Below are 18162 nucleotides of genomic sequence, written 5' to 3'. Positions count from 1 at the left end.
ATGAACTACAACAACCGAAAATTTCGTGGAAGGTCAAACACAGGGAATGGTGAGGTTGGTCAAGGCACCGTCTTTACCTACTACCAAAATGACGACAGGCTTTGGGGAGAATATGCTGGAGGTGAAATACGGAGTGGCCATCTGCAGGGCAAGGTGCACCCTGATGGCAGTATTTCCTTCGTATATCACCATGAAAATGTATCGGGTGAGTTAATGGCAGGAAAATGCCATTCAACCCCCAGTCAAGATGACAGTGGTCAGCTTCTTCTTGAAGAGAGCTGGCAATGGTTCACAGGAGACCAGTCCTCTGGGCATTCGGAAATAGAGGAGATTATCGAGTGAGTTCTCACGATCATTTCAGCCGGCGCCCGTATACGGGTGCCTTTGGTTTCCAGCGTCAGGCTGAAAACGGACCTAGCACCCCATGCTCAAAGTAATTGCCCAGGACTTCATCAAGCCGGAGTGTATCGATGACGTCATGCCTCTGTATCGGGAGCTTGTAGCAAAGACCAAAGAAGAACCACTGTGCGTATCCTATGATCTTTTCATCAACCAGAAAGACCCTGGGCACTTCATCTTCATGGAGGAGTGGCCTGATCGGGCAGCTTTGGATGAGCATTGCGACACCGAGCACTTCAAGCGGTTGGTGCCTCAGATAGATCAGCACCAAAGGTCACCTGGAACTTTTCTGCTGATGGAGCCATTCGAGTAAGTCAGGCGAACTTGAGACTGTTATCGTGCCTGAGTCATTTGCTTCCCCAACTGCTGTCACACAGCCGGGGGAAGCCCTGCCTTTAATGAGTGCCCTCAAGGTGTGGAATAGTTCGCAGATTGGCCAAAGATCCCCGGTAGTGTGGCTATCTCCTGCGGAGTCAGGTCCGCTGCGGTAAGTGCTGCGACCCAGGCGGCATTGACCTCGGCCAAGGTCAGCTCCTCGGCAGACATGCTGATATCCGTCTCTGCATTGGTGGCGTCAAAGATAATTACCTTGTCTTGGCCGGATGCGGGCGTCCAGTTGGCCCATTCGGGTTGTGCCTCGCTGTAGGTGCCGTTGGGGTCACCGTCCCGGGCAAAATCCGCCAGGTAGTTCATCATCGCTTCCTGCAGGGCGACTCGACCTGGTTCGTTCTGCTCGGTAAAGGGCAGTTCGAACAGGCCTTCGCCGGCGCCGAAGAAGAACGAGATATCCGCTGCGTGCCCCGCGCCATAGATAAAGTTGAAGGGCAAAGGACCGGACTGGGTGCCCCAGCGGAAATCATAGGCATAGGTGGCTGGCTGGTGCTCGCTGATCAGGCGGGCCAGTTGATCCACATATTTGGCTCGCCAGGCGCGGCCGCCGTGATAACCGGTGATCTCGTAAGTATCCTTGTCCTTCTGGGTGGGCAGCACATCGTCCAGGGTCTGGTTGCCTTCAAAGGCGACATCCAGCAGATCCAGCCAGGTCTTGTCTGGCGGCGAGGGTACGTCAGGCAGCGCTCCTTTCACGGCGGCGCCATACAGCGGCATGAATGATTTCTGCTCGTACTCGTTGGCGCCCAGGATCAGCGGCACATTGTTGAAATCACCACTGGTAAAGCTGGGAATCCAGCCGCCGGTAGGGATCACCGTGCCGTCCTCGATGGCGCCATAGGCGCTGAGCGAACTGTAGTTGAAGACCGCCTGGTACAGATCCCTGCCTTCGGCCGCGCGCAGGTATTCTCCCAGTGTGCCTGCGGCTTCCATGTCTTCGCGCATCTGCCTGGCTTGATCGGCAGTTATCGGGGAATCCGGGGTCTTGCGGTCTTCCAGCAGACGGATCAACCATTCGATATGGCTGTTGGTCGAGGTGCGTGCGGAGGAGGGGCTACGGGTATTCATCGACCCACTCTGTGACATGGCGCGATGGAAAAGCCCGGATGCTTCGGGTGAGACCATCAGGTTGAGTACGTTGTGGGCGCCGGCGGATTCGCCGGTGATGGTGACATTATCCGGATCACCGCCGAAATCAGCGATATTGGCCTGCACCCATTCCAGCGCGCGAATGGTGTCCAGGGTGCCAAAGTTGCCGGAGTCGGAGAGTGGGTCGGCACCAGCGGTCTGCACATCCGGGTGGAAGAACCAGCCCAGCGGGCCCAGACGGTACTGTACGACCACGACGATCACGTCCGAATGCTTGGCCAGAGCACTGCCGTCATACTGTTTGGCGGTACCGAAGTTGTTCGAGCCGCCATGAATCCAGACGTAGACGGGCAATGCTTCATCCTGGAAGTCGCCGCGGTTGGGGCGATAGATATCGACAGTCAGGCAGTCCTCGTCACCGACCATGTTCGAGGTGCGCTGCCATTGGGTGGTGGTTTCAGCCTGCACGCATTCGGGGCCCCGCTCGCGGGCATCCAGCGTGCCGCTCCAGTCCTGCGGCGGTAGCGGTGCACGCCAGCGTAGCTCATCGACAGGCGGCTGGGCGTAGGGAATACCATGCCAGGCCAGCACATCCTCCGTGGCCAGGCCGATAACCTCGCCATTGGTGAGGGTTAACTGCGCACGATTGCCTGGTTTGCTGGAGGAGCTACCGCCTCCGCCACCAAGGCAACCGGCCAGCAATAATGAACCAGCAGCCAGGGAAAGGGCGGTCACCAGAAGATGGCGTTGCGGTGAGGTGGAGCGGGCCTTACTAGTTGCGCGACTATACATCGAGCTTCTCCTGAGTATTATTTTTATCAGAGGACGGAAGGCAAGACAGTCCTTTTGGCACTTTCAACGAGCCAAAATCACCGTAGATGCGAATGATTGTTCATGTCGCAAAATAAGCGAGGGATATATAGCGACTGGTTAATGGGCTATTTTGCGTTGCTCGAACCTACCTGCCTTGCAGGTAGGTGGCTACTGCGCCGATGTCGTTGTCACTCAGCATCCTGGCTACCCCTATCATGGGCGAGTTGTTCTGCTGCGGGTCCATTTCCTTGAACCGTTTCAGGGCGAGTTCAAGATACTGTGCAGGTTGTCCGGCCAGCCGGGGCATGTCCCTGACACCCTGAGCGTTTGCACCGTGGCAGGATGAGCAGTGACGCTCATACAGGGGCTCGCCCGCCGCAGCCAGAGCCGGGTCGCCGTCTGGGCGCGGGTTGGCAGTCTGTTGACTGTAGTAGACGGCAATATCGATGCGCTCTTGCTGTGACAGCGCTTTTGCCAGTTTTGACATCACGTAGTCGTCACGGCGACCGTCACCGAACTTCTCGAATTGCTCGAATAGATACTGCGGATGCTGGGCCGCCAGGTTGGGGATGTAATCGCGCTTGCTGTTGCCATCTTCGCCGTGGCAGTAACCGCAGAAGCGAATGCGCTCGTGCCCGGCAGCGTAGCTGGCGTGCCGCTTGCCTTCATCTGCCATGATGGTTTCAAGTTGAAGCATGGCGTCGTCTGTGGTGCCGGCGTGCACAAGGAATGCGCTGCCCAACCCCAGTACCAACACCAGGCTGCTCAAGGAAATAGTGCGAATCATGGGGCATCCTGCCGTCAGAAAAGCGCAAAGTATAAACACCGCCGCCAGCAGCGACTTGAGGCAGATCAAGAAGATTGCAGGTTGAAGGATTAAGGTGTTACACGCCCCGTTCGTTATTCCAGATCAGCACATGCAGCTGCGGCAGTATCCGCGGCCGGTACCAGCGGTCAGCGGTTATTCGCTCCACCAACCAGCGCAACTGGGCGTTCAGTGCCTGTATGTCGGTCTCCCGCTCCGGTTGCTCGGGCGTGGCCGGGGCGGGATTGCAGGGCTGCAGATACAGTGACAAATGGGGGTAGTCGGCTGCCAGGGCTTTGGCCCATTGGTAGTCTGCTTCGTCGGCGATCACCAGCTTGAGAGTGACCTTGGTGGCGGCCCCTGCGGCGGCCAGGCAGGCCTCCAGGCGCTCACGGCGAAAGGGCATGCCCGAGGAAGGCGGCTTGGGACTGAGCGTCAGGTGATCGAGCTGTTCGAACCAGGGCTGAGCCCGGCTGCCCTGGGTTTCCATGGCAAAGCTGTGGCCCTGTTGGTGGCCGGACCGCAGCAGTTCATCGAGTGGTTGCAGCGCCGGATTGCCGCCGGAAAGTGTCACCAGTATCGGCTCGCCGCCACTCAGCCGGTTCACCTCGGAAAGGATCGCCTCTGCGGTCATGCTTTGCCAGTCGGCTTTGAAGCGTGGCTCCACGGCATAGAGCGTATCGCACCAACTGCAGCGAAAGTCGCAGCCACCGGTGCGCACGAAGACCGTGGGTACGCCGATCAGCGCTCCTTCGCCCTGGATGGTGGGGCCGAAGATCTCACTGATGGCGATCACGGCCGGTACTCCGCCCAGGTCTTGGGTGTCTCCGATACTGCCACTGCGCTCACTTCTGGCCAGCGAGCCCGGGCCCAGTCGTACAGGTGTCGGGCCAGGCGCTCGGCGGTGGTGCATTCATCGCCCAGCACCTCGTTGAGGTGGCGGTGATCCAGCTCGGTGTCGATGTACTCCTTGAACGCCTTGAGTTCCAGGTAGTCACGAACGAAACCGTACTGGTCGAGGGTCTCGCTCCGCAATTCGAGCACCACCACGTAGTTGTGGCCATGCAGGCGGGCGCAAGGATGCCCATCGGGCATCTGCTTGAGCTGGTGGGAGGCGGAAAAGTGAAACTCTTTTCTTATCGTGTACATGGGGTCACCCTCGCCACCGCTTCGCGCCAGTACTGCGTATCTTTATAGGACGTGGGATCGGCCACCCCGGCCAGGGCCATGGCTTCGATGCGCTCCACGCAGGTACCGCAGCGGCCGCAGTGCAGATCGCCGCCCTCGTAGCAGGACCAGGTGTCAGCCACCGGCACTGCAAAGCGCGCCGCGTCCCGGGCGATCTCGGTCTTGTCCGTGTTGACGTAGGGAGCCAGCAGCGCCACCTCGGCTACGCCTTCCAGCGCTTTGGCTTGCATCTCGCCGAACAGGCGGATGAAGTCAGGGCGGCAGTCGGGATAGATGAAGTGATCGCCGCCATGCACCGCCAGAGCCACGGTATCGAGATTGCGGGCAGCAGCCACGCCGAAGGCAATGGTGAGCATGATGGCGTTGCGGTTGGGCACCACCGTCACCTTCATGTTCTCTTCGCTGTAGTGCCCGTGGGGCACGGCGATGTCGTCAGTCAGGGCCGAGCCAGACAGCTGGCGACCGATATGACCGATGTCCATGACCAGGTGAGGCACTGCGAGCCGCTCAGCGCACTGGCGGGCTGCATCGATTTCCTTGCGGTGGCGCTGACCGTAGTCGAAGGTCAGCAGGGTGCCGAGGGACTGCTCCGCCGCCAGCCGGTAGGCCAGGGTCACGGAGTCGAATCCGCCGGAGCAGATCAGTAAAGCGTTCATAGGTGTCCTTGTTTTGTCCGGGTAGGCTGCGACCGGGTAGAGCGGGGCCATTGTAACGGCCGGTTCCGTCTTGTCCACCGTAATTGACTTCAGGAGTGGTGGAGAATTGCGCGTTCCTAAAGGTTCGCTACCCCAAACGGAATATGCACCATGGGGATATCACCAGCTTCCGATTCCAGATGTGAGCGTTGGTCATCAAAAAACATGTGGGGCTTGAGTACCGTCAGAATCCGGTCTTTCTTCATGCCGCCAAGAAAGAAGACCTCGTTTGCGTTCACGCCCCAGTGCTCCAGCGTGGTTATCACGCGCTCATGTGAAGGCGCATTGCGTGCCGTGACAATGGCGGTGCGCAATACACGATGATAGTTCGGGTCCGCTTCCACTGCCTGATCTTCCAGGCGCTGAAGATGCGACAGTTTGCGGAAAAGATCGGCCAGGGGGCCTGGTGTATGTGGAGTGTGCGAGTGGATCGTCTCATGCGCCTGAAATTCGGCTAACGACCCTGCCTTGTAAACTCTCTCTGAGGCATCATCGGCGATCACGCCGTCAAAGTCGAAGGCGATGCGCAGCTCGACATCATCCTCGTCATCCACCACATGACTGGGCAGCACCGTACCCGCCGGGTGCCCATAGTCGATGGCCTGGGAGACATCTGCTTCGTTGGCACTCAGGAACAGCGAGGCATTGAAGGCCGGGATGTAGGAATAGGGTGACTTGCCTTCGAGGAAGGCAGCGCGGCTGATGTCGAGCCCGTGATGCGCGATGGAATTGAATACGCGTTTGCCGGTTATGGCCGAGTTCCGGGATAACAGAACCACCTCCACCGGGCACTTTTCCGGAAAGTTACGATTGATGCTCAGGAAGCGGCGGACAAACGGGAAGGCTACGCCTTTTGCCAGAGGTGTACGCAGATGCTCCTGTTGATACTCCCGGTAGGCCTTTTCTCCCTCTTCACGGAATACCTGGTCGGATTCAGAGAGGTCGAAGAGTGCGCTTGAGGCTACTGCGATTACCAACTTCTGCTCTATGGGGTACGACATGAACTCTCTCTTCCCTGGCCTGCTTTCATCGAAGGCCATGGTAACCGATTCGGCCTTCGCAGCGACTTAACGCGCCTCTTCAAGAACCCGCAGAATGCCATGCACCAGCTCCGGGCTGGAGGCCACGTCGATCACGCCGTTGACGATGAACTGTACCCCGACGCACAGGATCAGAAAGCCCATGATCTTGGTCATGGCATGCAGACCGTTGACGCCGAGGATCTTCACCAGGCGGGTGGACAGGCGCAGGGTGAGGTAGACGATCGCCGCCACCGCCAGGATGCCAATGATGATGGAGACGAAGTCCAGCCAGCCCTTGGCCAGGGAGGTCAGACCGATGGTCACCGAAATGGCCCCGGGGCCGGCCAGGCTGGGCATGGCCAGCGGGGTGAAGGATACATCCCGCTTGCGCTTGGATTCCAGATGCTCGGCCTTGGTCTGCACGCCGTTGTCCTTGGGGTAGAGCATGCGCATGCCCACGCCTGCGACCAGGATGCCGCCGGCGATCCGCAGTCCCGGTAGTGACAGGCCAAAGAAGGTCATGATGAAGCTGCCGCCCACCAGGAATGCCACCAGAATGCACACCATGTAGATCACGGCCTTGCGTGCCTGCTCCCGGCGCTCGGCTTCGGTATCACCCTCGGTAATGGCGAGAAACATGGGAGCGGTGCTGAACGGGTTGATGATCGGCAGCAGGGCGATGATGGCGGCTATGGCAAGTTGCATGGAGCATTCCCTTAACAAATGAGTATCCGGCGAAAAGGGATTGTACAAGCTGTCGCCAGCGCAGGCTCGCGTCCTGGCGGTACGACATACCGGGTGCGCTTGCTCCGAGGGGGTACAAGGGCTGCAAAGTGATGAATAGCGTTACGGCAGGCATCACTGACCGGTTCGGGGTGTCCCGGCAGCTAAGCCTTGCTGTCTGACAGCAAGGCTCTTACCTGACAGCCTGTGGACCGGCGGCTCAGGGAATGAACAACCTGCTGATGGTGACCGTCGGCGCACCACACATCGGCGAAGGGGGAGAACACTGCGTGACCCGACTTCCGGTTGCGCTATGCACTTCCACTGCGGCTACCAGGGCAATCAACATGCCCATGGCGAACACTGGCCAGAACGGCCATCTTTTTACTTTCATGGTTGGCCCCTTTTTTTCGGGTTTTATTTGGCGCCATGCCGGATCTATCCATTGGTTCGGAGAGTAGGCGAGTATTCCAGACCCGGCCTCGTCCGTTTGGGGTAGGTAGTGCACCAGGTTGATGAACGGTATGGTGGCGGTCGGTGGCAGGAGGGGAGAGGGGCGGAAAAAGCGCCAGGATTCTGTCCGGCGCTAGCGTGGGGCGCCTGGCTGCCGTGCCATTTTCCAGGCCAGTCCCAGCCCCGCTACCAACCCTGCGAGCATGATCTGACCGATGGCGACCACCCCTCCGATCGCCATGCCCTGGGTTGCCATATTCCCGGCAGTACATCCCGCCAGCAAGACGCTGCCGAACAGACGCAGGGAGGCGCGTCGGCTGGGAGCTGGGTGGGTGTTGAACAGGTCGCGGTAATGCCGGGTCATGGCCAGGCACAGGGCAAGCATACCGGTACAGGCCAACGCAAAGGTGATCAGGCTCATCCGGCCAACTCCTGGTCGACGTCTTGCCCGCCCGCGATCCCTTTGTCAGCCGTTGGCGAAGATGCCTTGACCGCTCTCCAGCTGCAAAGGCCGCCAGTCAGCAGCATTACCAGGTCCACTGCGGCCAGCATGGGGGCGTGGTTGATGGTCGCCAGCAGGTGCCCATCCGTCGTGGTCAGATAGTTGACCAACGGGAGTCCGAGGCCAAGCAGGCCCAGCACGGCGAACAGTGTCCTGGTCTGGCGCGTTGGCTGGCGATGGGTGAGAAGGGCAAAGAGGGTGACCAGCAGCCAGGCCCCGGCGAAGCTCCACGCTTCCGCGGTGGTCCGGGACGTCAGCTCACTGGGGATAAACCGATTGCCCCAGAGCAGGGCGAGGGAGGCGATGGGAAGACCGAAGAACACGGCGGTATTCAGCGCTCGCACCAGGGTCAGGCCGGGGCTCTGGCGCTTGGCGCGCTTGCGTAGCCAGACGTTATTGCCGGCGACCAGCATCATGCAGCCGGCCAACCCCAGCAAGCCGTACAACACGCGGACGATCTGCCCGCCAAACTGGGCCATATGCAGGCCGACCAGCCAGATATACGCACGGTAGGCGCTGGGTGCCTGCTGTTGGTTGAGCAGTTCACCGGTGAAGGCGTCGTAACTCAGTGCATCCTGGGGCGAGCCGATACGGGATGGATCCAGGCGGCGAACGCTGACGATCGAAGAGGCGTCGTGTGGGTGTTCGACGATGACCCAGCCGATATCGCTGGTTTGCCAGTGCTGTCGTGCATCCTCGATCAGCCCGTCGATGGATACCGGTGTGCCAGGTGGTTGGTGCAGTTCGTTGCGGTGGTAGCCTCCCTGGACCTCGGAATAGAAAGCCATCGGGTCGCCGTTGTAGGCCACCAGGGCGCCGGCGGGCATATAGGAGGCGACGAACACCGCGACGCCGGTGTAGGCCAGTACCAGGTGAAAGGGCAGGCCGATGACACCGAACAGGTTGTGGGCGTCCAGCCAGGCACGTTGGCCGTTGGCATTGGGCCTCAGGGTGAAGAAGTCCTTGAATATCCGCCGGTGGATGATGATGCCGGAGACCAGCGCCGTCAGCATGAACATGCCGGCAAGGCCGACGATATACATGCCGAGCTGACCGGCATGCAGGTTGTAGTGCAGGGTGAAGAAGAACTCGCCGCCCAGGGTGTCGGCCAGGCGCTGACCGTTGGCTGGGTCGAATGCGGCCTTGCCGCGTACGCCGGTGGCGTCTTCCTCCCAGCCGAGTTGCCAGTAGGGTGCGCGATCCGTAGGCCCATGCATCCAGTAGGCATGCAATGGTGCGCTGATGTTGTCGCCCAGCCAGGTGCTGATGGCGTCCGTGCTCATGACCGTTTCGCTGGCCGGGACATGCAATGCCGGGCGCATCCAGCGTTCCAGTTCCTTGTCGAAGCAGGCCAGGGTGCCGGTGAAGATGATGACGAACAACAGCCAGCTGGGCAGCAGCCCGCCCCAGGTATGCAGGCCGGTCATGGCTTGGCGCAGTTTCATGGACGCAATCTCCATTCAGTGGGGAGATAGGCGGCCGAATAGGCGACGGCAGTGGTGATGACCAGCACTAGCCAGGCACGTGTCGGGCTACGCGCGGCGAAGGCATAGATGGCAGCAGCAACCCAGACAGCGAAGCACAGCAGACTGGCCGTGACCACGCGGTTGGGGCGGGAAAACGGCAGATAGACGCTGAAGAAGGCGGTAAAGCCGAAGGCCAGCAGGTAGCCGCCGAACAGCGCGGCGATGCTGCGGCTGACCAGCTCCGCGGACCTGGATCTGAACAGGCGGTACAGGGCTGGAGCTGCCATCAGAACGTATAGCTGAGCGAGCCGACCAGGGTTCGGCGATTGCCGATAAAGCAGTCGCCCCGTGCCAGGCAGGTGGTGTAGTAGGTTTCGTCCTCGAGGTTGGTGGCATTGAGGGCGAGTGTCCAGTTCTGCCGACTGTAGCCGAGCATGGCATCGAACAGCGTGGTCGAGGGTGTTTTCAGGCTGTCGGTGCCGTCCCAGCTGGCACCGACGTAACGCACGCCAGCGCCGACGCTGAAGCCGGGTATGCCGAACAGTGCGAAGCGATGCTGGCTCCACAGCGAGGCCATGTGTTCCGGTGTGCTTGCCAGACGGTGACCTTCTTCAGCTGCGGAGCCTTCTACCACCTCGGTGTCCGTGTAGGTGTAGGTGGCGATCAGATCCCAGTTGGGGGACAGGGTAGCCAGGGCTTCCAGCTCGACGCCCTGGGCCCTGGTTTCGCCAGTCTGGATGGTGTTGATCGGATTCTCCGGGTCCGGCATGCGGCGGTTCTGCTCGCGCAGATCGAATAGCGCGGCGGTATACAGGCTGCGGCTGGCCGGGGGTTGATACTTGATACCGAGCTCCCATTGCTCGCCTTCCATCGGCTTGTAGGGCTGGTTGGTCAGGGCATTCAAGCCGATGACCGGCTGGAAGGATTCGCTGTAGCTGATATAGGGCGCCAGGCCATTATCCAGCAGATAGGTCAGCCCAACATGGCTGGTGACGGCGTCGTCCTTCTGCCGGGTGCCGCCTTCGGTGCGGTTGTCGGCCCAGTCCTTGCGCAGGCCCAGGGTCAACAGCCAACGCTGATAGCGGATCTGGTCCTGCAGGTACAGGCCGCGCTGGGCCACGGTCTGCTCCGGGTCGGCGGTCAGGCTGATGATGGATGGATCGAAGGTGCCGTACACCGGGTTGTACAGGTCCAGCGGCGTGGCCGGGCGCCGGCCTGGTCGCGGTTGGTCACGGCGTGCTGGTAGTCGGCACCGACCAGCAGGGTGTGCTGGAGTGAGCCGGTATCGAACTGGGCCTGGCCATTCTGATCGGCGATCCAGACGTCCACCTTGGGCTTGGCTACGTAATAGATCCGGTCGAGTGTGCGATTGTCCGCTGCCAGTACCGGTGGCCAGCCATAGATCTGCTGATAGCTGACCTCGCTTTCCTGATAGCGCAGGTTCTGGCGCAGGGTCCAGGTATCGTTCGGGCGCCAGGTCAGCATGGAAGTCAGGGCCAACTGCTCGGTGTTGTATTCATCGAAGCCCGGTTCGCTGACGAACAGATCGGTATCGAAGCGTCCATAGGGGGCACCGAGCAGGGTGCCGGTGTGGGGCAGGAACTGCGATGTGGAGCCGCTGTCATCCCGCTGGATGTTGGCGAGCAGGGTCCACTGGAAGTTGTCGGTCGGCTGCCAGGTGATCGAGGGCATCAGCAGCAGGCGGTCATCGTCGACATGATCGACCTGGGTGCCGCTGTCGCGGGCGATGGCCACGATGCGATACAGCCAATTGCCATCCGCGGTCAGCGGACCGGTGCTGTCGATGGCGATCTGCTTGCGATCGTGGCTGCCGTACTGCAGCTGCAGCTCGGTCTGTTGGGTAGCCAGAGGGCGCTTGCTCACCATGTTCACCAGCCCGCCCACCGGGCTCTGGCCGTAGAGCATCGAGGCGGGGCCCTTGAGGACTTCGATACGTTCCAGAGCAAATGGGTCGGGGCGGGTGTTGGTATAGCTGCCAAAGGCCTGCTGCAGGCCATCCAGGAACAAGGCCGGCATGCTGCCGCGGACCAGCGCCGCGTCACCCCGGGCATCCAGCCCGTAAGCCTCGCCGCGCACGCCGGCAACATACCGCAGGGCATCCTGTACCGTCTGCACGCCCTGGTCCCGCATGCGGTCAGCGGTGACGATACTGATCGACCTTGGCGTTTCGGTGATGGCCGTGTCGGTCTTGGTGGCGGTGGCTGAGCGCGTCGCAGTGTAGCCCTGGACGGGACCCTCGGGCGACTCCACCTCACTACCGACGATCACATCGTCCGGTAGCTCGACAGCCGATGACTGAGCGAATACCGGGAGGGCTGACAGACAGCCGATGATCGCCAGGCTGGCGCGCAGGGGTATAGGAAGAGGGAGGTGAGCATCGCGTTGGGAATTGTGCATTCAGGTTGTCCTTTGTTTTATGAATGCTAATGCTAGTGATTATCTATAGCAATAATTGCATTTGGCCGTACATCACGAAATGGCGCAGGGGTTCTCGACACAATCCATCCGCAGTCGTCCAGACAGACGATGCCAGCACTGCCCTCAGGCCATAGAAAGAAGGCTGAACTCTTTGCAGGAGCAGCTTCATGGTATCGATACAGCCTGGTATCGCTGTGGTAACCGGGGCCAGCCGGGGTGTGGGCAGGGGCATTGCGATAGCGCTGGGCAGCGCCGGGATGACGGTTTATCTCACTGGGCGGACGCTCAGTGGTCAGGGCCAGGAGCAGGTCAATGGCCAGGTGCTCGGGGGCAATCTGGAGGAAACGGCGCAACTGGTCAGCGCAGCCGGCGGCTGTGGTATTCCGGTCGGCTGCGATCATGCCGATGATGCCCAGGTCGCCAGGCTGTTCGAACGGGTTGAAGCGGAACAGGGGCGGCTCGATCTGCTGGTCAACAACGCCACCTTTCTGCATCGCCAGTTGGTCGCGCCCGGGCCGTTCTGGGAGAAGGACCTGGATATGGCGGATATGCTCGACGTGGGGTTGCGTTCGGCGTATGTCGCCAGCTATTACGCCGTCCCGCTGTTGCTGAAATCCACGCGCGGTCTGATTGCCTTCATTTCTTCCTACGGCGCCAATTGCTATATGCACGGCCCGGCCTATGGCGCCCAGAAGGCCGGTTGCGACAAGCTGGCGGCGGACATGGCGGTGGACCTGGAAGGCACCGGCGTCGCAGCCCTGTCTCTCTGGCTGGGGTTGCAGCATACCGAGCGCAGTGCCCTGGTTGGCGCCGCCAGTGGTGTGGATTACTCGGCTTTCCTGGCCCAGGCGGAAACACCTGAATTCAATGGCCGGGTGATTCACGCTTTGCTGAATGACCCGGCGCTGGCGCAACTGAGTGGGCAGACCCTGATCAGTGCCGAACAGGCGGTGCGCTACGGTATCGTCGATGCCGATCAACGCCAGCCGGCCTCACTGCGTCAACAGCTGGGTGGGCCGGTACCGGTGCATCCGGTGCGGGTCGGCTGATCAGGAGAATATAATCATGCAGTCCACAGACACACTGACCATCGAACAACGCCTGCAGCAACTCGAAGCGCTGGAACAGATTCGCCAGCTCAAGCACCGATACCTGAACGCGTGTGATCGCAAGGCGGTGGAGGATATTCGCGAGTGCTTCGCCCTGGGACCGATACGGATCGATTATGGCGAGTTGGGTGTGTTCCATGATCGCGACAGTTTCATCGAGCTGTATACACGTCTGGCTTGTCAGCCCAATGTCATCGATCTGCATCACGGCAGCAATCCGGAAATCATCCTGGAGTCGGCAACCGAAGCGCGTGGCCGCTGGGCGCTGTACTACTTCAATCTGGAGGCGCAGAGTGGTATCACCCGCCAGCTCGGTGGGTTGTATGAAGATCGCTATCGGCTGACCGAGGCTGGTTGGCGCATCGTCGAAACCTGCTCTCATATCCATTCGGTGGTGGAGGGGCGCAGCCTGTCCGGGTGAGCTAGACCCCCTGCAGTTGAGCCGTAGCCCAGCTATGCGACTGCAGGTAGATGCGGTTGATCTGCTCCATCAGTTCACTGGATGCCTGCTCGAGCCTGCCCTGTTCATGGGCGATCACCAGTCGCAGCAGGCGGCCCAGCTCTCCCTCGCCGTGACGGACCGCCTGCTTGATGTCGCGGCTGAGTGGCAGGCTGTCGAGTAGTTGCTCGCGCTTCTTTCCCAGCATCACGTGCATGAGCGAGAAGATGCCGACGGTGAAGGCTTCATCCGGAGCTGCTCTGCTGAACTGCCGGGCCAGTGACTCGCACATGGCGGCGCGGGTCAGCAGCTGCGGCAGCATCAACAGGCTGGCTGGGCCGTTTCTGGCCAGCATGAGGGTGGTGACCAGTTGCTGCAGGCGCTGCATGCCGAGCATGAGTAGCGCCTGGTGGATGCTGGAGATTTCCCTGGTGCGGCGATGGGCGGCGGAATTGGCCTGTCTTATCAGCGCGACGCATAACTCCGGGTCCTGCACCAGCAGGTAGGCCAGCCGCTGGAAGTCCGGGGTTTTGCTGTACAGGGCGTTGAGTAGGTGGATATGGGCGGCATGGTTGCTGCCGCGTTGACGGGCCGAGAGAGCATGCACCTCCGGCCGTGCATAGAAATAACCCTGGAACAGGGTGAAGCCGAGCGCCTGGCAGCGCTCGAAGGTCTCGGTGTCTTCGACCTTTTCCGCCAGCAACTGCAGGTTGTGCTGGTGGTACAGCTCGATACTGGCTTCATCCAGCGGTTGCAGCATGTCCACCTTGATGATGTCGGCCAGCTCCAGTAACGGGCGCGTTTCCGGAGTCAGGACGAAATCGTCCAGGGCCAGGCGGTAACCCTGTTCACGCAGTTGTTGCAGCGCCTTGATGATGGCCTGGTCGACCTCGACCGATTCCAGCACTTCGATGACGATCTGCTCACTGCAGGGCGGCAGCAGTTCCGGGCTCATCAACCAGTCGCGGGGTGCATTGAAGAACAGGGTGCGCTGCCCGACCAGGGCTTCCAGGCCGATCTCGTAGAAGGCGGTGTTGCAGGCGCGCACGGTGGCAGTCAGGCCACAATCGATCTGGGCGTAGTCGCTTTGCTGGTTGTGGCGATAGAGCATCTCATCGGCCACATGCTGCCATTGGGTGTCACAGATGGGCTGCAGTGCGATGCAGTAATTCTCAGCGGGGCTGGTTTTCCTGGACACGCGGCGATCCTTTGTCGGTGGCTCTGAGGTCTATGCTGTACCGCGCTCCCCGCTCAAGTCCACTGTATTTTCCCTTCCATTACCGATGCTGGCCAGCCCCGCAGCTCTGCGATTGGCGCTATCATCAGACGATGCTGAGCCACGCTATGAGCTGAAGATGGTATCTCACCCGCAGGGAGCGCCAAGCGCGGGCTGATCCCCACCTGAACCGGAGGAAACGATGCACGGACCGAAGCCGACGACCACACACCCGATGGAGGGATTTCCCCAGGTGTGCTTTATCAGGAACACGGTGAAGAGCCCGAACATCATCGTGGGTGACTACAGTTATTACGATGATCCGGAGGACTCGGAAAACTTCGAGCGCAACGTTCTCTATCACTACCCGTTTATCGGCGACAAGCTGATCATCGGCAAGTTCTGTGCGATCGCGCGGGGCGCGAAGTTCATCATGAACGGCGCCAACCACAAGCTGTCCGGTATCTCCACCTATCCATTCCAGATTTTCGGTAATGGCTGGGAGCAGGTCATGCCGCGCCTGGACGAACTTCCCTACAAGGGCGATACGGTGGTGGGGAATGATGTGTGGATTGGTTATGACGCCTTGATCATGCCGGGCGTGAACATCGGCAATGGCGCTATCGTGTCGTCACGGGCGGTCGTGGTCAGCGATGTACCGCCCTATACCGTGGTCGGTGGTAACCCCGCCAGGCCGGTCAAACCGCGCTTCTCACCCGAGACCATCGAGATACTGCAAGCCATCGCCTGGTGGGACTGGCCGGTGGAGAAGATCACGCGCCACCTGTCGGTGATCGTGTCGGGGGATGTCGAGGCGCTGCGCGTCTGCGCGCTGGAGGCATGACGGCAATATAACCTGATCCGTATGGACGAGGCGCGCCATATCATGGCTGAGCTAGGGTGGGTATCTACGCACCATCGACGGCCAGCTGTGGAGAACTCGCGATATGCATTCGGGCAAGGATCTGATCAGGCAATACTTCGATTCCGTGGCGGGCAGGAACGACACCCCGATAACCGACTACTTTGCTGCTGATATCCAATGGCATCTGCCCCCAGCTCATCCCTTTGGTGGGCCTTTTACCGGTATTCCTGCCGTGCTGGAGATGATGGGCAAGGGCAGTCATCTCTTTCGATTCGACACCATCGCTATTGAATTGCACGCTCTGATCGCGGAGCAGGATGATGTGGTGGCACATTTCCGGCTCACTGCCAGAACCCCTGACGATCGGGATTACCGCAACGAATATCTGTTCCGTTTCCAGTGTCGTGACGGCAAGATCATCGCGGTATGGGAGTTCCTGGATACCTATCTGCAGCACCGGATGGGGCTGTTCGAGAAATAGGCGCCCGAAGGCGCCTCTGCGGTACTCAGAAGGATTTGGACGCTGAGAAGGTGAAGTTGGAGTCGCAGTAACCGCTCTTGCCGTACCACTCGGCACAGGTGCTGCCTTTCAGGTTGGTATCGGTGTAGGCCAGTGCCCAGTCGATGTCCAGGAAGGTCTTGCCCAGCGTAACTGCCCAGTCATTGTACTTTTCCTTGGTATCGGTGGGCTCGTTCAGCGCGTCCTTGGTATCGGTCCGGCCAAAGTGCAGGTCCAGGCTCACATCGGCGGGCAGGGCGAAGCCGTAACCGATATAGGTATACAGGGCGCTGTCCGACTCGTAGGCGTACTTGGCCCCCAGGGTCAGACCATACAGGTTGATGCTGGCCAGCACCTCGTCCGTGGCGCGGACGCCCTTGGGATAGGTGTAGGTCGCCCACTGCAGGTCATAGCTGATATCGTCAGTGATATCACCGGCAAAGCCGGCATAGTAATCGATTTCAATGCTTCCCCCATCGAAGGCGTCCGAATCCACATTGGAGGCCCAGGCACCGATATACAGACCGCTCTCGTGGCCGATATCCAGGCCGCCCTGGATGGCGCCCGCGCCGGCAGTCTGGGACTGGCCGCGCCAGATGTAGTCGGTGGCCAGCGTGACGTTCATGCTGGCATCCAGTTTGCCGATGGCGGTATCGAATTCTTCCGTATGGCCCAGATTGGCAAAGCCGACGGTGCTGATCGTGGCGACGGCGGCTGCGAGTTTCTTCATCATCAGTTGATTCCCCATGCATGTATGTCAGGTGCTGTTGCGTTGGCATGGGTCTCATAGCATTTTGCTTGCCATGTTTTACTAATCTTTATTATTCAAGGGGTTGCATGTTTTTGTTGGCGAAATAAGCGCTATTGGTGCACTAGCGAAGCGGATTCGTGTGCCGTAATGGTGCGTGGTGGCGAGGTGATGGTGCAAAGCGGGCGGGTGCTACAGTATTGTGCTGCAGCGGCGAAACCTATGCGGGTGAATCAGAGGAGGAGGATTGAGCCATGAATGCGCAGCAGCGAGCGGCATTGCTTGAGACCTTGCGGTCGCGTTTTGCAGGCAATATGAGCCGGCATAGAGACATTGACTGGGCAGATGTCGAAAGCCGGTTGGAAGCCAGGCCGCACAAGCTGCGCTGCCTGCTGCAAATGGAAAACACCGGCGGTGAACCTGATGTAATCGGTGTCGACCTACAGAGCGGCGAGCTGCTCTTTGTCGACTGCTCTGCGGAAAGTCCCACAGGCCGCCGCAGCCTGTGCTATGACCGGGAAGCACTGGAAGCCAGAAAGACGCACAAACCGGCTAACTGCGCTACGGATCTCGCTGCGGCCATGGGTATAGAGATCCTGACGGAAGAGCAGTATCGGATGCTGCAGACACTCGGCTGCTTCGACAGCAAGACCTCGAGTTGGGTGGCAACGCCGCCTGGGATCCGCAGGCTTGGCGGTGCGCTGTTCTGCGATCGCCGCTATAACCAGGTTTTCCTGTATCACAATGGCGCGCAGTCCTATTATGCCGCGAGGGGCTTTCGCGGGATGCTCAGGGTGTGACTGCAGTGCCTGCAGGCTCCCCCGGGTGCCCAACCGACTGCCACTTGCGTGACCTGCTCTACAAATAGAACAGGAGCCGCTTGGCTCATATCGCCGGCTTCTCTAGCATCCGTCGTCACTTCAGGAAAAGTTGCAGGACGGATGGCAGTCCATGTTGAAAATCGGAATAGGTTCCAGAACGTCGACTGGCGGTTCTGTTATCGAAGGAAACCCAGGTATCACCTTCGACGGTCTGGTAGCGAGTTCGGTGGGGCACAAGGCTACCTGCCCCGCCTGCAAGAAGGGTATCGGCGAAATCATCGCTGTCGGCCCCAGAACCATCGTCCTGCCTGCGGGGCCTGCTGCCCGGGCCGGTGACTATATTGCCTGTGGATGTCCAGCGGGATCCAACGTGCTGCTGGCCGAGGGAACCGTGCATATTGGCGCCCAGTCCGGCTCAGGTTCCCTGGGCAGTTTCGCTGCCGCTGCATTCGCCTTGAAGTGAAGAGACTTTACCGTTCCA

The 18162-nt window shown here is 60.2% G+C and carries 23 protein-coding genes; 8 read left to right on the top strand and 15 right to left on the bottom strand.

Annotated features, from left to right (window positions below; translation table 11 throughout):
• Window positions 1–342 carry a n-acetylglutamate synthase gene (locus tag CQ007_RS16545; protein WP_105646939.1) on the top strand — a complete coding sequence of 114 codons (342 nt, stop codon included), beginning with the start codon at window positions 1–3 and terminating at the stop codon, window positions 340–342.
• 82 nt (window positions 343–424) lie between these two features.
• Entirely contained in the window at window positions 425–712 is a 288-nt protein-coding gene (locus tag CQ007_RS16540; RefSeq protein ID WP_105646938.1) for a putative quinol monooxygenase, read from the top strand.
• Window positions 713–807: 95 nt separating this feature from the next.
• On the opposite strand, the gene CQ007_RS16535 is transcribed toward CQ007_RS16540, so the two are convergent.
• The 13 genes from CQ007_RS16535 to CQ007_RS19230 all read right to left on the bottom strand — a co-directional run bounded on the left by CQ007_RS16535 (window position 808) and on the right by CQ007_RS19230 (window position 11963).
• Entirely contained in the window at window positions 808–2670 is a 1863-nt protein-coding gene (locus tag CQ007_RS16535; protein WP_105646937.1) for a carboxylesterase/lipase family protein, read from the bottom strand.
• 166 nt (window positions 2671–2836) lie between these two features.
• On the bottom strand, window positions 2837–3478 hold the full coding sequence (locus CQ007_RS16530) for a c-type cytochrome (RefSeq protein WP_105646936.1): 642 nt from the start codon (window positions 3476–3478) through the stop codon (window positions 2837–2839).
• A 97-nt stretch (window positions 3479–3575) separates the two neighbouring features.
• Complete coding sequence (gene queE, locus CQ007_RS16525) at window positions 3576–4292, bottom strand: 7-carboxy-7-deazaguanine synthase QueE (protein WP_105646935.1); 717 nt, start codon at window positions 4290–4292, stop codon at window positions 3576–3578.
• Window positions 4289–4645, bottom strand: a complete 357-nt coding sequence (gene queD, locus CQ007_RS19100) for a 6-carboxytetrahydropterin synthase QueD (protein WP_105646934.1) — start codon at window positions 4643–4645, stop codon at window positions 4289–4291. The genes queE and queD overlap by 4 nt, the downstream gene beginning before the upstream one ends.
• On the bottom strand, window positions 4633–5340 hold the full coding sequence (queC, locus tag CQ007_RS16515; RefSeq protein WP_105646933.1) for a 7-cyano-7-deazaguanine synthase QueC: 708 nt from the start codon (window positions 5338–5340) through the stop codon (window positions 4633–4635). The genes queD and queC overlap by 13 nt, the downstream gene beginning before the upstream one ends.
• 116 nt (window positions 5341–5456) lie before the next feature.
• Complete coding sequence (locus CQ007_RS16510) at window positions 5457–6380, bottom strand: 5'-nucleotidase (protein WP_105646932.1); 924 nt, start codon at window positions 6378–6380, stop codon at window positions 5457–5459.
• Between the two features lie 66 nt (window positions 6381–6446).
• Window positions 6447–7106 (bottom strand): MarC family NAAT transporter, encoded by a 660-nt coding sequence (locus CQ007_RS16505; protein ID WP_105646931.1) that lies wholly within the window; start codon window positions 7104–7106, stop codon window positions 6447–6449.
• Between the two features lie 238 nt (window positions 7107–7344).
• The gene (locus CQ007_RS18965; protein ID WP_158256788.1) at window positions 7345–7518 is read right to left on the bottom strand and encodes a hypothetical protein; all 174 of its coding nucleotides are present in this window, start codon (window positions 7516–7518) and stop codon (window positions 7345–7347) included.
• Between the two features lie 192 nt (window positions 7519–7710).
• On the bottom strand, window positions 7711–7998 hold the full coding sequence (locus tag CQ007_RS16500) for a DUF3325 domain-containing protein (protein WP_105646930.1): 288 nt from the start codon (window positions 7996–7998) through the stop codon (window positions 7711–7713).
• Entirely contained in the window at window positions 7995–9524 is a 1530-nt protein-coding gene (locus CQ007_RS16495) for a PepSY domain-containing protein (RefSeq protein WP_105646929.1), read from the bottom strand. The genes CQ007_RS16500 and CQ007_RS16495 overlap by 4 nt, the downstream gene beginning before the upstream one ends.
• Complete coding sequence (locus tag CQ007_RS16490) at window positions 9521–9832, bottom strand: DUF3649 domain-containing protein (RefSeq protein WP_105646928.1); 312 nt, start codon at window positions 9830–9832, stop codon at window positions 9521–9523. Before CQ007_RS16490 ends, CQ007_RS16495 begins: the two co-directional genes overlap by 4 nt.
• Window positions 9832–10722 (bottom strand): TonB-dependent siderophore receptor, encoded by an 891-nt coding sequence (locus tag CQ007_RS19235; RefSeq protein ID WP_256582320.1) that lies wholly within the window; start codon window positions 10720–10722, stop codon window positions 9832–9834. The genes CQ007_RS16490 and CQ007_RS19235 overlap by 1 nt, the downstream gene beginning before the upstream one ends.
• Window positions 10686–11963 (bottom strand): TonB-dependent siderophore receptor, encoded by a 1278-nt coding sequence (locus CQ007_RS19230; RefSeq protein WP_256582319.1) that lies wholly within the window; start codon window positions 11961–11963, stop codon window positions 10686–10688. The genes CQ007_RS19235 and CQ007_RS19230 overlap by 37 nt, the downstream gene beginning before the upstream one ends.
• Before the next feature lie 188 nt (window positions 11964–12151).
• Between CQ007_RS19230 and CQ007_RS16480 the strand changes: the two genes are divergently transcribed.
• Window positions 12152–13033 (top strand): SDR family NAD(P)-dependent oxidoreductase, encoded by an 882-nt coding sequence (locus CQ007_RS16480; RefSeq protein WP_105646927.1) that lies wholly within the window; start codon window positions 12152–12154, stop codon window positions 13031–13033.
• Between the two features lie 16 nt (window positions 13034–13049).
• Window positions 13050–13514: a nuclear transport factor 2 family protein gene (locus CQ007_RS16475; RefSeq protein ID WP_256582318.1), complete on the top strand. Its 465-nt coding sequence runs from the start codon at window positions 13050–13052 to the stop codon at window positions 13512–13514.
• 1 nt (window position 13515) lies between these two features.
• Here the strand turns inward: CQ007_RS16475 and CQ007_RS16470 are convergent, their stop codons facing one another.
• Complete coding sequence (locus CQ007_RS16470) at window positions 13516–14730, bottom strand: EAL and HDOD domain-containing protein (protein WP_218278905.1); 1215 nt, start codon at window positions 14728–14730, stop codon at window positions 13516–13518.
• A gap of 220 nt (window positions 14731–14950) precedes the next feature.
• On the opposite strand from CQ007_RS16470, the gene CQ007_RS16465 reads away from it, so the two are divergent.
• Window positions 14951–15592, top strand: a complete 642-nt coding sequence (locus CQ007_RS16465) for a Vat family streptogramin A O-acetyltransferase (RefSeq protein WP_105646926.1) — start codon at window positions 14951–14953, stop codon at window positions 15590–15592.
• A gap of 103 nt (window positions 15593–15695) precedes the next feature.
• Window positions 15696–16094 (top strand): nuclear transport factor 2 family protein, encoded by a 399-nt coding sequence (locus CQ007_RS16460; RefSeq protein WP_105646925.1) that lies wholly within the window; start codon window positions 15696–15698, stop codon window positions 16092–16094.
• Between the two features lie 25 nt (window positions 16095–16119).
• Here CQ007_RS16460 and CQ007_RS16455 read toward each other — a convergent pair whose 3' ends face one another.
• Entirely contained in the window at window positions 16120–16845 is a 726-nt protein-coding gene (locus CQ007_RS16455) for a TorF family putative porin (protein WP_105646924.1), read from the bottom strand.
• A 269-nt stretch (window positions 16846–17114) separates the two neighbouring features.
• Between CQ007_RS16455 and CQ007_RS16450 the strand changes: the two genes are divergently transcribed.
• Both CQ007_RS16450 and CQ007_RS16445 read left to right on the top strand, forming a co-directional pair.
• On the top strand, window positions 17115–17660 hold the full coding sequence (locus tag CQ007_RS16450) for a DUF4256 domain-containing protein (RefSeq protein WP_105646923.1): 546 nt from the start codon (window positions 17115–17117) through the stop codon (window positions 17658–17660).
• 151 nt (window positions 17661–17811) lie between these two features.
• The gene (locus tag CQ007_RS16445) at window positions 17812–18144 is read left to right on the top strand and encodes a PAAR domain-containing protein (protein ID WP_105646922.1); all 333 of its coding nucleotides are present in this window, start codon (window positions 17812–17814) and stop codon (window positions 18142–18144) included.
• The last annotated feature ends 18 nt before the right edge of the window (window positions 18145–18162 follow it).

Origin of the sequence: Pseudomonas sp. MYb185 (assembly GCF_002979975.1) — a bacterium.
Classification (GTDB): Bacteria; Pseudomonadota; Gammaproteobacteria; order Pseudomonadales; family Pseudomonadaceae; genus Halopseudomonas.
This window is presented reverse-complemented; position numbering and strand designations above follow the sequence as displayed.